This is a genomic window from Chitinophaga sp. Hz27, assembly GCF_042263525.1.
Taxonomy (GTDB): domain Bacteria; phylum Bacteroidota; class Bacteroidia; order Chitinophagales; family Chitinophagaceae; genus Chitinophaga.
Window position 1 is genome coordinate 1 of record NZ_JBHKFJ010000007.1, and the last position, 14,422, is coordinate 14,422.

A 14,422-nucleotide genomic window follows, 5' to 3' on the forward strand; every position below is an offset into this window, starting at 1 on the left:
CCTACATTAACGACTGGTCTAATGGAACAGGATTTACACCAGAACAAATTCAACAAGCACTTGATAAGTTAAAAGAAGAATAGACATTTTTGTTAACCCGTTTTAAAATACAGTGAACATGAAAGCAGATGAAAAAATCACTATGAAGGCTATAGCACTATGCTTTAAGCCATTCCTAAAGCCAGAAGAAGCTTTGATTTATACAAATCTTGAACGTACTGCATTGGCTAAAAGATGCGAGGAGGCTGGTATATATAAAAATGATGCAGGATATTTTAAGAAAGAAGACCTGGACAGAATGATGTCAGGTGCGCCCTCACTATTACTAGAGAAAGCGCAGGCAATAAAGTTATGATGGTAGGAGTGATGCGGCATCTCTCATATTGGATGCCGCAACTCTTCTTTGGTAAGTTTTGAGTACATATTTAGCAGTCTTTTGTCCCAAGAATGCGGCAACTGTCATAACATCAACTCCGGCAGCTTGTAACAAATCAGATACACTATGCCGCAGACAATGCCAAGTAATGGTTTTATTTATACCTACTGATTTCACCCATGCCTTTAAAATTTTATTAGCACCATCCGCAGTTGGAAGTTGAAATACCTTTTTCCTTGGATCGGTAATATCACCAATGATTGCCCTTGCAACTGGGTGCAATGGTACTTTCAATGGTTCTCCAGTTTTACTTTGTCTCTTTAGGGTAATCTCTGTTTCTCCTACTTGCCAACCTTCTAAATCAATATCGCACCACCGCAATCCTGTATACATACTCGTAATTGCGGCTTTTTTTACTTCATGATTTGTACAGTGAGAGTTCACCAACCTTTTATATTCATCCACAGTTAGAGTGTCTTTTATTTCACTAGGATGTTGTTTTATCGAGATTCCTGCTGCTGGACTTTTAGCGTAGTAGTTTTCATCGGTTGCCGCAGCAAGTACTCTTTTAAAGCGCATAAAATAATCACCAGGAGTCTCGCCGTTTAATGTGTCCAGGAGGTACTGCTGAAACCTCTCACATAAATTTTTAGTGATATCAAACGGAGATATTTGATTTGTTCTCTCTTTTTCCAATAAGAAGGCCTTAAATTTTTCGAAACTGCAGGGAAGGCTTTTATTGGTATCTTTCTTATTCTTTAAAACAAATTCACCATAATAGTCAACGAAATTTGCTTTAAATCGATGTTGAGGAATGTACAGCGTTCCCGTGCTATTGAAGGTAATAGTACTCTGAGCTGCTTTAATTTCTAAAATTGCTTTTTGCTCTTTGTTGAAATTTTTTTGAATTTGATTTGAAGGAGTTGCCCAAGTGAAAATGCCTGTCGCTTTTCGTTCACCTGGTCCCTTACCCCACTCTAGGGTGTAGTAGATTTTCTTCCCGTTTTTTGAAGGTACTGGTATAATTTTCATACTTGCCATATGTCTGCCAATTCATCTGCCATTTATCTGCCAAAAGCAGCGGCACTAAGTGAAAAAATGGGGTGTTTTTTGACATTGGCAAAAATAAGAAAACCCTTACCAATGCAGTAATAATAAGCATTAGTAAGGGTTGTAAATATAAGCGACTGGTAGTCTTGGTGCCCAGAACAGGAATCGAACCTGCACTCCGTTGCCGAAACAAGATTTTGAGTCTAGCGCGTCTACCAATTCCGCCATCTGGGCAATTGCTTTCGCTTATTTTGTAAGAACCTTTCCGCCGAAGCGGGATGCAAAAGTAGGTAAATAAATTTAATAAACAACAAATATTTAAAAAAAATTTCTGTGGAGAGATTTTTATCATCATTATCCGTCAGAAAATTTCCGTAAATTAAAGAATGGAAACGACTGTAAACATAGGACTGATAAGGGAAGAGAAGCAACCGCACGACAACCGCGCCGCCTTCACCCCAAAGCAATGCCAGTGGATCATGCATCACTTTCCACAGGTGAAAGTATTCGCACAACCAGCAAACTATCGCTGCTTCAAAGATGCAGAATATCAAAAAGCAGGTGTCATCATCTCCGAAGACCTCACCCACTGCAAGTTCCTGCTAGGCATCAAAGAAGTACCTCCTTCATACCTCATCCCCAACAAAACTTATCTCTTCTTCAGTCATACCAAAAAGAAACAACCACATAACCAACATATGCTCCAGGCTATCCTGGAAAAAAATATTACACTCATCGACTACGAATGCCTCGTCCACCCCGATGGACAACGCATCCTCGGATTCGGATTCTTCGCCGGCGTTGTAGGCGCACACAACGGACTGATGGCCTACGGACATAAAACAAAAGCATTCCACCTGAAACCAGTACACGAATGCCACGACTTCCAGGAACTCATCTCTCACTATTTTGGCGTCAAACTACCACCACTGAAAATCGTTATAACCGGCTCCGGACGCGTCGCCGCAGGCACCCTCGAAATTATGGGACTGCTAGGTATTAAATACCTCCCCCCCGAAGAATATCTCATCAATACCTATAACTATCCCGTATATACGCAGCTGAAAGCAGGTGAACTCTACCTGCGAAAAGATGATAAAACCTACAGCCGCGCCGACTTCCACGCACACCCCGAACAATACGATTGCCGCTTCCTACCCTTCGTTACCGTCAGCGATATCCTCATGAACGGCATCTACTGGGACCATAACATCCCTCAACTATTTCAACTCAAAGACATCCAGAAAGAAAACTTTCATATACAAGTCATCGCAGATATCACCGACGATACACACGGCTCTGTGCCCTGCAACCTCGCTGATAGCACCATAGAAGACCCTGTATATGGTGTAGACCGCCAAACATTCCAACAAACGGCGCCCTATCTCCCCAACACCATCGATATGATGTGTGTCAGTAACCTACCCAACGAACTGCCACGAGACGCCTCCCAATACTTCGGCGACCAACTCATGAAATATGTTTTCGAAGAATTGCTGAAAGAAAAAAGTGATACCATCGAAAACGCGACCATCGCTGCCAATGGTAAGCTGACACCACTTTTCAGCTACCTGCAAGATTATGCAGATGGGAAAGTATAAACTATAACTTAAAGTAATAATCTCTCAAAAGATCTACAAACGGTAACGTATACACGTTGTTTGCATCATATATATCCAGGTCTTCTGTTACCAGCTCTCCTGGTGCTCGCTCAAATATACCTACCGCCCTGAAATAAGCACTATGCCTGCTACTCTGACGTACACGCAATATCCTGCGCATATAAAACCCCGCCTCCTCTGCCATCTTCTTAAACTGCTCAAATTCCGTATACGGCAGCAACACCGAAAACTGGCCAGCAATTGTTAAATGCGTTGCTATCACCTCCAATAATGCCGCATAACTAAGGTTGGTAGCATGCATCGCCTGATCTTTCTTCGCATCGCCACTCTTCAACGCCGCCTCATAAAACGGTGGGTTAGTGATGATAAAATCAAATTGATCCCCCGCAGGCAAAGTTCGTATATCCGCTTCACGTAAATGTAAACGATCCGCCCAGGGCGAAGCAGCGAAATTCTCCCGCGACTGTAAAGCCGCACCAGGATCAAGTTCTACCGCCGTAATATCTGCCACATGACGCTGCGCTACCATCAAACTCAATAAACCTGTGCCAGCGCCAATATCCAACACACGATTCACTGCATGGCCATGCAATGCCAGATGCTGCGCCGTGAAAGCCCCCTGTATACAGGCATCTGTACAGACTTTCATGGCGCAGTGCTCCTGGTGTATAATAAATTGCTTAAACTTAAAATATGTATTAGCCATGCCCTATTTTGCCCGCAAAGATACGGATAGATTAGGCATACGCATGTTTCTATGTGGAGAAACTGCCTGCGCATCACGGATAGTCAAATGCTGCACCGCTGCACTGCCAGCCACCGGAATATCCAGCTCCTGCTCATACATAACCTGCGGCACCTGCGTATTAATAGACCATTGCAGCTGTTTCGCAAAACGGGTATACAAACGTACCACGATCTGATTCACGCCCTGCTTCAATGGCAACAACAAAATCTCTGATTGCATCGTACCACGTGCAGGATTATTATGTATCAACTGCTGTTCTCCATTTACAAATACCTGGATACCATCGCCGCTATTGAAGCCCACAAGGTAGTTACCAGCTTTCTTCGCAGTCACCTCTTGTAATACATAATATACCGTACTGCGGCCACCATCAAAACTTTGCGGCTGATCATCCTTCCAATCCGGATGCGCTATCCATACGCTGTCTGCTGCCCAATGGCGGGAAACATCCACCTGGTGGAGGTCTGCATGACTACCACCAATACCTCCCCAGTAAGGCCCCACGCTATACAGCTTTCCCCAGCTCAGGTCTGCGGCATCCACCGGCAACTTCACTTCCTTGCCCTGCAATGGAATATTGGTAGTGCTGCCATTCAACGTCAACGCTAACGCCCTGCCCTGCTCTGCTGCGCTAAAACGCAGTGTCATACGCTGCGCCTTCGCACTAGTGAATGCCCAGGTTTTACCCACCTCACTACGGTAATAACTCTCATAATCTACACCTGAAAAACTATACAGGTAAGCGCCATTGTTACGATCCAACACCTTTGGCTGTTTCAGCATATGCAATGGTAAAATATCCGCATCTCCCTCAAATTCTACCACAACAACAGGTATATCTTTGGAAGATACTAACCCTGTAGGTAGCGTCAATGCTACATTTCCCGCCTTATTTACAATAACATCGGGCAGCGCTTTATGATCACTCAGTGTATACACACCCGTTATTTTATTTTTTAATCCTGGTAAGATGATGGTGCTCTGATCTGGCATCTGCAACAGATGAAGGTATAATTTGCCAGGTTTAGCTGTTACTTCTCCCCATGCAAACGTTGTATCAAACGGATTGGGCGAAGCGCCGTAAATAGCCTCCCCATTGCGTTTCAGCCATTGGCCGTTGCGTAATAAAACATCTTTTTCAAAATCGACTACAGAGCCATCTCCACGTGGACCAATATTCAACAGATAATTACCTCCTCTGCTCACCACTTTGATCAGGCCACGTAATTTTTCATCCGCTTTAGCAGCAGCTTCACCATGATGCTGCCAGGACCTGTAGCCCCAGGTTTCATCATACACAGAAGCTGGCGTTTGCCATGGAGATGCAATCTGGTAGTCAGGATAAGCATTGTCTCCCATCACACAAAAATCTCCGGCATCATTGCCTAACCTACCACTAACCATACATCCCGGCTGCAAAGCATGCACCAGGTCTGCCAGCTCTTTGCTTTGCTGCGCCGTCAGCGAGCCCATATCAAACCATATCTCCGAAACCTGACCATAATTCGTCATCAGCTCTCTCACCTGATGCAAATTAAACTGATGATGCTCCGGCGTAATTGGATCACTATTGCTGCTGGATATAGGATAGGCTTGCGGATAATGCCAGTCTATCAATGAAAAATACATTCCGAATTTCAATCCGTGACGCTTACAGGCATCCGCCAATTCTTTCAGCACATCCCTTTTAAAAGGCGTAGCATCTACTACGTTATAATCCGTATAGGCAGAATGAAACATACAAAAACCATCATGATGCTTGGAGGTCATCACCACGGATTTCATGCCTGCGGCCTTTGCCAGCAATACAATCGAATCTGCATTCCAGCATGCAGGATTAAAACGTTTTGCTACATCTCCATAAACATCACTGTAAATACCTGCGTGCGACTGTATCTGTTCACTATACCCTTTTGTAACAGGTTTTCCTTCCCATACCCCGCCTAATGTACTGTAAATAGCTCCCCAGTGGATAAACATGGAATACTTCTGATCTTTCCATTCCGAAAGAGCTGTTTGCTGCGCCTTTGCACCAGCCGAAGCCAGTAACATCACCGCCAGAAAAAGTTTCTTCATATGTTCTTTTTGTTGGCTTTATGCAAACAATATAAAGCTAAATCGTTAAACTAGGAGTTTTTTCACGCTGAGAGGCAGAAGGTGCGAAGCAGAAAAGATCAACGGATTGTAGGTAGATTATATCGTTTTTTTTCAAAAACTACAACAATGACAATTAATAACAAAACATAATCCTCTACTGCTTTGCCTCTGATGCTGCTTTGCGAGCAAAAAAAAACCGCCAGAGGCGGTTCCAATATCCTTGTGAGAAAAACTAGAATGCTGCTCTTGCAGTAGGCACCGCATCCAACCCTGCAAAGTCTCCTTCGAGGTACTTGTAATAGGCCGTGATAGCGATCATTCCAGCATTATCCGTACAGTACTCAAATTTAGGAATAAAAGTGCGCCAGTTATATTTCTTACCATATTGTTCCAATGCAGCTCTCAACCCACTATTGGCGCTTACGCCGCCAGCAATGGCAATATCTCGCACGCCCGTTTCTGCAGCGGCTTTCACCACCTTATTTAGTAATATGCTGATGATACGCTGCTGAATAGAAGCACATATATCTGCCAGGTTGTTTGCTATAAACTGTGGATCTTTCTGCTGATTTTCCTGCAGGAAATATAATATCGCCGTTTTCAATCCGCTGAAACTGAAGTTCAGCTCAGGAATGCGCGGCTCCGGAAATTTAAAACGATCAGGATTTCCTTCCTTGGCATATTTGTCGATCAGAGGGCCACCAGGATAAGGCAATCCCAGTAACTTAGCACTTTTATCAAAAGCCTCTCCTGCCGCATCATCCAGCGTTTCGCCAATGACGCGCATCTTCAGCGGACTTTCACACAATACAATTTGTGTATGCCCACCAGAAACTGTCAGACAAAGAAAGGGGAAATCAGGTTTTGGATCATCAATGAAATTCGCCAGCACATGCGCCTGCATATGATGTACTCCTATCAACGGGATATTCAGGGCCATCGCCATAGACTTGGCAAAACAGCTACCCACCAGCAAAGAGCCTATCAGTCCGGGTGACTGTGTAAACGCAATAGCACTCAGCTCCTCTTTCTTTATACCTGCCTTCTGTAGGGCAATGTCCACCACAGGAACAATATTTTCCTGGTGTGCACGGGAAGCCAGTTCCGGCACCACCCCGCCATACTCTTCATGTACGCGCTGATTTGCTATCTGGTTGGATAAGATCTTTCCATCTACCAATACTGCTGCTCCTGTATCATCACATGATGATTCTATCGCTAATATTTTCACTGACATAAGGCGCAAAATTACGAATTAATTGCTTCTTATCGCCACCACTGGATCCAGTTTGCTGGCAAAATAAGCCGGGATAAAGCCCGCAATCATTCCCACCACAGCAGATACAGTTAATCCGAATATGATATTGCCCATCGTCATGTACAAATGGAAACTGGAAACCGCTGTAATGAGTAACGCAATGATGAACACCAGCAAAATCCCCAGCAAGCCACCTATTAAACACAGCATGATGGCCTCTATGAGGAATTCCAGCATAATGGTACCCCTGCGGGCTCCTATGGCTTTTTTGAGCCCAATGATATTCGTACGTTCTTTCACCGTCACAAACATGATATTGGCAATACCGAAGCCCCCTACCAGCAAGGCAAACAAAGCAATAACCCCACCGGTGCCATTAATTACCCCAAACATTGAGTTCAGACTTTCATTGGCAGAACTGATCTCGTTCATAGCGAAATCATCTTCCACAGTAGGTTTTAGCCGGTGAGATGCCCGCATTACGCCCCTGATCTCATCTTTTAACTGATCCAGCGATACTGTTGGCTTCGCTTTTACCAATATATATGGATCGCCATTACGTCTTTCATCTACCAATGTCCTTCCAAAACGATAAGGAACAATGATTGCATTGTCGAAGCTGGGGCCACCAATCATACTTTCGCCCTTACGCTTTAGTACACCAATTACCTTCACGTCGCGGCCCATGACTTTCACCGTTTTACCAATAGTTGCTTCCGCACTGCCAAACAGGCCATTCCATAGGGTATAACCCAGGATAGCCACATTGGTACCGCTGTTGCTTTCTGCATTGGCAAAATAGCGCCCATCTATAATGGATAACGCCTGGATCTGGTTATAATCATTGCTCACCGCCATCATCGTAGCGCCTTCCATATAATCATCACCATATTCCACTCGCCTGCCACCCACATCAAAATTAAAAGAGGCATAACTGGCACCCTGCACCTTATCTTGTAGCAGTTTCAGCTCCTTATATTCCGGTTCCGGGCGGTTCATATATTTCCACCATGGATATTCTCCATCACCTCCCCAAGGCCACTTCTGTACATAAATCACGTCATCGCCCAGGTCTGCAAGGTCCGCACGGATATTACGTTCCAGGCTATCCGTCAACGTAAATACCGAAATAATACAAAAGATACCTATCGTAATACCTAATAGCGAGAGAAACGTGCGTAACTTGTTGACACGCAGTTCTTGCAACGCCATTTTTAAACTATTCCATAATATTTTCAGGGTCGAGATCATATTTCAAATTTAAAGGATTTATTTACAGTACAAACTCCGGTAAACACGGAATTTAGCCGGATAAAAAATTTAGTTACCTTTGCAGCCATTTTTCGGACAAATTATATGAAGTACGCTAACGAGATCAATAAAAGAAAATCCTTTGCTATCATCGCTCACCCGGATGCTGGTAAAACTACCTTGACAGAGAAATTCCTGCTGTTCGGTGGCGCTATCCAGACAGCGGGAGCGGTAAAATCCAATAAAATTAAGAAACATACTACCTCCGACTTTATGGAGATAGAAAGGCAAAGAGGTATCTCCGTGGCCACTTCCGTGATGACATTCGAATACCACGATGTGCTGGTCAACCTCCTCGATACGCCTGGTCACAAGGACTTTGCGGAAGACACCTACCGCACCCTCACCGCTGTAGACAGCGTGGTACTGGTTATCGACTGCGTGAAAGGGGTTGAAACCCAGACAGAAGCACTCATGGAAGTATGTCGTATGCGCGATACCCCAGTGATCATCTTCGTCAATAAAATGGACCGCGATGGTAAAAATCCATTTGATCTCCTGGATGAACTGGAAGAAAAACTGAGCATAAGGGTACGCCCACTCAGCTGGCCTATCAATATGGGTAAAGATTTTAAAGGCGTTTATAACCTCTATGATAAAAGCCTGGTAAACTTCCTCCCAAATAAAAAAGCTACCGACGATGATATCGTGCCGCTGGCAGACCTCAGCGATAGCTATGTGGATGAACATTTCAACGAAAAAGACGCTGCGCAGCTCCGCAACGACGTGGAACTCATCGAAGGCGTTTATGATACCTTCGATACAGAAGCCTACCTGCAAGGTCAACTCGCACCGGTATTCTTCGGTAGCGCCGTAAATAACTTCGGTGTAAAAGACCTCCTCGATACCTTCGTAGAAATCGCTCCTACCCCGCGTAACCGCGAAAGCAGCACCCGCGAAATCGATGTACAGGAAGATAAATTCAGTGGCTTCATCTTTAAGATCCACGCCAACCTGGACCCTCGTCACCGCGACCGTATCGCCTTCCTGCGCGTATGCTCAGGTAAATTCGAAAGAAATAAATTCTATAAACATGTACGCCTCGACAAAGACGTACGATTCAGCAACCCATACTCCTTCCTCGCCCGCGAAAAAAACATCGTAGATGATGCCTTCCCTGGCGACGTAGTTGGTTTGTTCGATACTGGAAACTTCAAAATCGGTGATACCCTCACCGAAGGCGAAAAATTCTACTTTACCGGTATCCCTAGCTTCTCTCCTGAGCTGTTTAAGGAACTGGTAAACAAAGACCCAATGAAAACCAAACAACTGGAAAAAGGTATCCGCCAGCTTACAGATGAAGGGGTGGCTCAGCTCTTCACCCAACACGGTGGTAACCGTAAAATCATCGGTTGCGTGGGCGACCTCCAGTTCGAAGTTATCCAGTACCGCCTCCTCCAGGAATATGGTGCGGCATGTCAGTTCAATACACTGCCCTACTATAAAGCCTGCTGGATCACCGGCCCTAAAGATAAAATCGAAGACTTCATCCGTTTCAAATCAGCCAATATCGTGGAAGATAAAGACGGACACCTGGTTTACCTCGCTCAGTCAGAATGGTACCTCAACACCGAAAGGACCAACAACCCTGAGATCCAATTTAACTTCACATCAGAAATTCACAAATAATCTGATTTATTATAAACAAGAAAGCCCTTCGCTAAGCGAAGGGCTTTCTTGTTTATAACGCATACTTAATATCTGACATTCGACTGATGCTTATCGCTATACTGCTCCTGGAATGTAGTCGTCAAATCACTCCCCCATTTTTCCATCAGTGAAATAATAGGTAAAAGAGATGCTCCCAGCTCAGTGAGATAATATTCTACTCTTGGTGGTAACTCTGGATAAATAATCTTGGTTACAATTCCATGCTCCTCCAGTTCTTTTAATTGAAGCATTAATACCCGCTTGCTAGCTCCAGGATTATGTTTAGCCAGTTCGGTGGGCCGGCGTATTCCCCTCTGGATACAATTAATCAAACAAGGCTTCCATTTGCCACCAATAATTTCTAATGTTACACCAATACCACAACTAAGGTCTTTTAATATTTTCTTTTCGTACATAACCTACTCCTTGATCTGATAAAGTTAAGACCCGCTACTGACGCATAGGGATAATATTTTCACTATGACAGTTTTTTTACACCTATTTCCCTGCACCTGACCACCCAATACCTTTGTGCCACTAAAAGAATAACAGACATGGATTTATTATCATTATCAAACAGAGACAAAGCAGAAGCTATTCAGAATAGCATCGAAACAGCAACCTTAGCTGAAATTGGGTTAATACATCCCACCTCATACAAACAACACAATCCCAATGTTGCTACAGGACTATCCGCCATTCTGGCCTTGCATGACCAAATGCCGATGGAAAAAGTATACACCAATGTTGTCCGCAAATTTCAGGATGGTGATTTTGGATTTGTACATGTAGATTATTTTCTGTTCGACCATACCGTAGCCTTCGACATCCACCGATTTGAGGCTGGCATCAGTGTGGAACATTGGGACAACCTACAAATCCATTCCAAAAAACTGAACAAAAGTGGCCGCACCATGACTGATGGTAAAACGAAAGCCACTGACCTTCACAAAACTGCATCCAATAAAGCACTCGCTCGAAACTTCGTCCAGGAGATACTTATCGATGGTAAATTACAATTTGTATCCAGATATTTCCGGGAAGATGAGCTGATCCAACACAATCCACATATGGGTGATGGCGTGGAAGAGTTTTTCCGTGTTTTGACACAATGGAGAGAAGCAGGACAACCGCAGATCTATCAGAAGGTTCACCAGGTACTCGGAGAAGGTAACTTTGTACTGGTACTCAGTGAAGGATATCTGCATCATATACATACCGCGTTCTATGACCTCTACCGCATTGAAGATGATAAGATTGTCGAACACTGGGATGTAGTCGAAGCAATACCTGCACCAGAAAAAAGAATGAACACAAATGGCAAATTCTAAAGGGCTAAACAAATAATCTTTTATTTCCCCAATAAAAAAACATCACTGAATAAGGCTTATACTTGTACCTTATTCAGTGATGTTAATTCGTTTTTTTATTATTTACTATACTTAAAAATATATTCCTCTACTGTTCCATCTCTTGTGCCTTGCACTCTTGCTTCCAGCATTTTCTCTGAAGAAAAGCGATAGGTCACTTTTTGAGGAAAATCATTTTTCAGGTCTTCTGCCACAAATCCAATAGGTTTCAGTACACGCAGGCGCAATCGTATAGGCGCAAACGTTTCATGACCAGTATAGGAAGGAATAAAGAAGATGTCTGCCCCACGGCGTACCAGCATAACAGATTGTTGTAATGCAGTATCTCCGGCCGCTACCCGCCAGGTTTTGCCAGTCCAGGTAGAGTCGTTACTTTTCACCCATTCTTCTCTTACAGAACCATGTTTGGTATGCATCACCCACATGCCTTCCAGTTTGTTCAAGTAACCAAAATCGCTGGCATTGGCCTGAGCTGCCGCCTGAAAGCAGCAACCCAGTAGGATCAGGAGCATACTACTGCTCCACAATAGCTTCTTCACCATATATCTGATGTTTATATTTCAAGGAAGGTGATGCCAAAAAAGGCCCGAGGTTCAGCTCATTCCATTTAGCATCTACTTTTTGAATGGTAGCATCATCCGCAACTATGATATTTGGCCAGTCGCGCTCAAAACCATCCAGTATCTTGTTTTTCAGCGTACCGTCCATACCGATGCCACCAATATATTTACCAGGTTGTCCGGATGGTTTATTGATCACAAAGCTGTCACGCTTAGGGTCCAGGTTATTGCAGAAGCGCCATAATGCGGAAGGCAGGTCCATTACATCTACAGTATGTTCTACGAACAATATCATCTTGATACCAGCAAATGCAGGCAGGGTATATAACTGCTCGGTCAGTTCACGTACATGGAAAGGACGTGATTTCTCTATGCCTACTACGATACAGGAAATATCCAGTGCCAGCAGTTTAGTATTGATCGCTTTTATTTCCGGGAACTGCTGCATGATGGCTGCGGTATCCAGGTTTTTCGGAGCTGGCGCCTGCAGGTAAGTTTCGTCAATTTCTTCTTCGTATTTACGTGTACCGTCTATGCACATCTTACCGCCGAAGCCCATCTTGGAGCAGGAATGGTCTAAAACGTCCATAGGGCCCTGGCTCAGGTAAATATCCGTGGCCGGGTTCAGATTACGGAAGATATATTGTGTGAGTTTGAGATAGTCGGTAATACGCTCACCCTCATCTGTAACTACGAGGATTTTATTAAACATCATCTGACCTGCACCCCACATAGCGTTCATCACCTTTTGTGCTTGTCCGGCGTAATCTTTTTTGATTTGTGAGATGACCAGGTTATGGAAAACACCTTCTACCGGCATTTCCATGTCTACGATCTCAGGTACCAGCGTCATTTTGATGGGCGCCAGGAAGATACGTTCTGTAGCCTTTCCTATCCAGGCATCCTCTTGTGGTGGTATACCTACAATGGTAGAAGGGTATACTGCATCTTTACGATGAGTGATGGCGGTTACATGGAATTTCGGATACCAATCGGCAAGAGAATAGTAGCCGGTATGGTCCCCGAAAGGCCCTTCCCAGATCAGGTCTTCATTTGGATCTACGTAACCTTCGATTACAAAGTCTGCGTCTGCTGGTACTTCTATTTCAGGCTGAGAAATACATTTTACCAGTTCCACCTTCTTTTTACGAAGGAATCCTGCCAGCATGTATTCGTCCACGTTTTCAGGGAGTGGTGCGGTAGCAGAATAGGTATACGCCGGATCACCGCCAAGTATAACGGCAACGGGCATACGTTTATTCAGTTTTTTATATTCCATGAAATGCTTGGCAGAAACTTTATGTTTATGCCAGTGCATACCGGTGAGGTCTTTATCGAAGATCTGCATACGGTACATGCCTACGTTTCGGCTACCCGTCAGCGGATCTTTGGTATGAATTACGGGGAGAGTAATGAAAGGGCCGCCATCTTTTGGCCAGCATTTCAAAACCGGGAGTTTGGTGAGATCAGGATTGGTCATGACTACTTCCTGGCAAGCACCTTTGCCACTTACGACTTTAGGCATCCAGGAGGCAAATTGTCCTAGTTTAGGTAATAAGGATAGTTTGTCAAGAATACTTTCTTTGGGCTTGGAAAGCATTTTAAACAATGCCTCAATTTCTTTAGCCACATCATCCAGTTCCTGCACTCCCAGGGCCATACACATACGTTTATAGCTGCCCATGGAGTTGATCAATACCGGAAAATCATAACCGGTATTCTCGAATAAAAGGGCCTTACCTCCATCCGGAGATTTGCTGATCCTGTCTGTTATTTCTGCTATTTCCAGTTCCGGGTTGACATACGTCTTAACCCTTACTAGTTCTCCTGCCTGTTCCAGCGTATCTATAAAATGCCTTAGATTTTTATAAGCCATAATCCGATTAAATAGTATTCAGGCTGCTGAATAGCAGCAACCAGTGTACAAAAGTAACTATCTCCTGCAGGAATAAAAAATGCCTTCCGGAATTATCGGAAGGCATTTCATTTCTTTTACAGTAATCAGTTGGAGATCGTCACTCCAGCGTGGAAAACAGCTCTCGGGCGACCTGGTGGAGGTACTGGTACCGCTACTACAGGTACGTAAGCCGGGCGGTAGTATACGGGTCTTTCTTCATATACCACTACTCTTCTTGGTCGGTGGCAATCATCCCAACGGCGGTCATCGCAACGTCTGCGTTCCCAGCGGTCGTCGTCGCGATCTTCGCAATGTTTGTAGTGTCCCCATCCATGGCCACGACCACGGTCATAGCCACGATCATATCCTCTCTGTGCGAAGGAACTTAAAGCAGCGCCACCCATCAATAGTGTCAGCAACATTAATTTTTTCATGTGATTCTCTGGTTTTTTAATTCAAGACTGGTTGGTATTATTTATTAAT

13 protein-coding genes and 1 tRNA gene are annotated in these 14,422 nt (G+C 44.2%); 4 read left to right on the top strand and 10 right to left on the bottom strand.

Translation table 11 applies throughout. From position 1 onward, the window contains the following. Nucleotides 1-118 precede the first annotated feature (118 nt). A complete protein-coding gene (locus tag ACE38W_RS16920) occupies nt 119-355 on the top strand; it encodes a hypothetical protein (RefSeq protein WP_375832436.1) in 237 nt (78 codons plus the stop codon). Here the strand turns inward: ACE38W_RS16920 and ACE38W_RS16925 are convergent. Beyond that, nucleotides 350-1,408, bottom strand: coding sequence for a tyrosine-type recombinase/integrase (locus ACE38W_RS16925; RefSeq protein WP_375832437.1), 1,059 nt, complete (start codon nt 1,406-1,408; stop codon nt 350-352). The genes ACE38W_RS16920 and ACE38W_RS16925 overlap by 6 nt on opposite strands. A gap of 165 nt (nt 1,409-1,573) precedes the next feature. Then, nucleotides 1,574-1,660, bottom strand: a tRNA-Leu gene (locus ACE38W_RS16930). A 152-nt stretch (nt 1,661-1,812) separates the two neighbouring features. Between ACE38W_RS16930 and ACE38W_RS16935 the strand changes: the two genes are divergently transcribed. Continuing rightward, nucleotides 1,813-3,027 carry an NAD(P)-dependent oxidoreductase gene (locus ACE38W_RS16935; protein ID WP_375832438.1) on the top strand — a complete coding sequence of 405 codons (1,215 nt, stop codon included), beginning with the start codon at nt 1,813-1,815 and terminating at the stop codon, nt 3,025-3,027. 1 nt (nt 3,028) lies between these two features. Here the strand turns inward: ACE38W_RS16935 and ACE38W_RS16940 are convergent, their stop codons facing one another. The 4 genes from ACE38W_RS16940 to ACE38W_RS16955 form a co-directional block, all read right to left on the bottom strand. Further along, complete coding sequence (locus ACE38W_RS16940) at nt 3,029-3,697, bottom strand: tRNA1(Val) (adenine(37)-N6)-methyltransferase (protein ID WP_375832439.1); 669 nt, start codon at nt 3,695-3,697, stop codon at nt 3,029-3,031. A gap of 60 nt (nt 3,698-3,757) precedes the next feature. After that, on the bottom strand, nt 3,758-5,872 hold the full coding sequence (locus ACE38W_RS16945) for an alpha-L-fucosidase (RefSeq protein WP_375832440.1): 2,115 nt from the start codon (nt 5,870-5,872) through the stop codon (nt 3,758-3,760). A gap of 253 nt (nt 5,873-6,125) precedes the next feature. Next, on the bottom strand, nt 6,126-7,130 hold the full coding sequence (gene tsaD / locus ACE38W_RS16950) for a tRNA (adenosine(37)-N6)-threonylcarbamoyltransferase complex transferase subunit TsaD (protein WP_375832441.1): 1,005 nt from the start codon (nt 7,128-7,130) through the stop codon (nt 6,126-6,128). 18 nt (nt 7,131-7,148) lie between these two features. Continuing rightward, complete coding sequence (locus tag ACE38W_RS16955; RefSeq protein ID WP_375832442.1) at nt 7,149-8,363, bottom strand: ABC transporter permease; 1,215 nt, start codon at nt 8,361-8,363, stop codon at nt 7,149-7,151. A gap of 144 nt (nt 8,364-8,507) precedes the next feature. On the opposite strand from ACE38W_RS16955, the gene ACE38W_RS16960 reads away from it, so the two are divergent. Further along, the gene (locus ACE38W_RS16960) at nt 8,508-10,091 is read left to right on the top strand and encodes a peptide chain release factor 3 (protein WP_375832443.1); all 1,584 of its coding nucleotides are present in this window, start codon (nt 8,508-8,510) and stop codon (nt 10,089-10,091) included. A gap of 65 nt (nt 10,092-10,156) precedes the next feature. On the opposite strand, the gene ACE38W_RS16965 is transcribed toward ACE38W_RS16960, so the two are convergent. Then, nucleotides 10,157-10,528: a winged helix-turn-helix transcriptional regulator gene (locus ACE38W_RS16965; protein ID WP_375832444.1), complete on the bottom strand. Its 372-nt coding sequence runs from the start codon at nt 10,526-10,528 to the stop codon at nt 10,157-10,159. A gap of 138 nt (nt 10,529-10,666) precedes the next feature. On the opposite strand from ACE38W_RS16965, the gene ACE38W_RS16970 reads away from it, so the two are divergent. After that, complete coding sequence (locus tag ACE38W_RS16970; RefSeq protein WP_375832445.1) at nt 10,667-11,443, top strand: nuclear transport factor 2 family protein; 777 nt, start codon at nt 10,667-10,669, stop codon at nt 11,441-11,443. A gap of 98 nt (nt 11,444-11,541) precedes the next feature. On the opposite strand, the gene ACE38W_RS16975 is transcribed toward ACE38W_RS16970, so the two are convergent. The 3 genes from ACE38W_RS16975 to ACE38W_RS16985 all read right to left on the bottom strand — a co-directional run bounded on the left by ACE38W_RS16975 (nt 11,542) and on the right by ACE38W_RS16985 (nt 14,373). Further along, nucleotides 11,542-12,024: a DUF6265 family protein gene (locus ACE38W_RS16975; RefSeq protein WP_375832446.1), complete on the bottom strand. Its 483-nt coding sequence runs from the start codon at nt 12,022-12,024 to the stop codon at nt 11,542-11,544. Then, the gene (locus ACE38W_RS16980; protein WP_375832447.1) at nt 11,996-13,918 is read right to left on the bottom strand and encodes a menaquinone biosynthesis decarboxylase; all 1,923 of its coding nucleotides are present in this window, start codon (nt 13,916-13,918) and stop codon (nt 11,996-11,998) included. Before ACE38W_RS16980 ends, ACE38W_RS16975 begins: the two co-directional genes overlap by 29 nt. Before the next feature lie 125 nt (nt 13,919-14,043). Beyond that, complete coding sequence (locus ACE38W_RS16985) at nt 14,044-14,373, bottom strand: hypothetical protein (protein ID WP_375832448.1); 330 nt, start codon at nt 14,371-14,373, stop codon at nt 14,044-14,046. Nucleotides 14,374-14,422 lie beyond the last annotated feature (49 nt).

Excerpts from the sequence above, each read along its gene's own strand:
- ACE38W_RS16965 (WP_375832444.1), bottom strand. The coding sequence starts at position 10,528 with ATGTACGAAAAGAAAATATTAAAAGACCTTAGTTGTGGTATTGGTGTA.
- tsaD (WP_375832441.1), bottom strand. The coding sequence starts at position 7,130 with ATGTCAGTGAAAATATTAGCGATAGAATCATCATGTGATGATACAGGA.
- ACE38W_RS16920 (WP_375832436.1), top strand. The coding sequence starts at position 119 with ATGAAAGCAGATGAAAAAATCACTATGAAGGCTATAGCACTATGCTTT.
- ACE38W_RS16970 (WP_375832445.1), top strand. The coding sequence starts at position 10,667 with ATGGATTTATTATCATTATCAAACAGAGACAAAGCAGAAGCTATTCAG.
- ACE38W_RS16935 (WP_375832438.1), top strand. The coding sequence starts at position 1,813 with ATGGAAACGACTGTAAACATAGGACTGATAAGGGAAGAGAAGCAACCG.
- ACE38W_RS16945 (WP_375832440.1), bottom strand. The coding sequence starts at position 5,872 with ATGAAGAAACTTTTTCTGGCGGTGATGTTACTGGCTTCGGCTGGTGCA.
- ACE38W_RS16980 (WP_375832447.1), bottom strand. The coding sequence starts at position 13,918 with ATGGCTTATAAAAATCTAAGGCATTTTATAGATACGCTGGAACAGGCA.
- ACE38W_RS16940 (WP_375832439.1), bottom strand. The coding sequence starts at position 3,697 with ATGAAAGTCTGTACAGATGCCTGTATACAGGGGGCTTTCACGGCGCAG.
- ACE38W_RS16960 (WP_375832443.1), top strand. The coding sequence starts at position 8,508 with ATGAAGTACGCTAACGAGATCAATAAAAGAAAATCCTTTGCTATCATC.
- ACE38W_RS16925 (WP_375832437.1), bottom strand. The coding sequence starts at position 1,408 with ATGAAAATTATACCAGTACCTTCAAAAAACGGGAAGAAAATCTACTAC.
- ACE38W_RS16955 (WP_375832442.1), bottom strand. The coding sequence starts at position 8,363 with ATGGCGTTGCAAGAACTGCGTGTCAACAAGTTACGCACGTTTCTCTCG.
- ACE38W_RS16975 (WP_375832446.1), bottom strand. The coding sequence starts at position 12,024 with ATGGTGAAGAAGCTATTGTGGAGCAGTAGTATGCTCCTGATCCTACTG.
- ACE38W_RS16985 (WP_375832448.1), bottom strand. The coding sequence starts at position 14,373 with ATGAAAAAATTAATGTTGCTGACACTATTGATGGGTGGCGCTGCTTTA.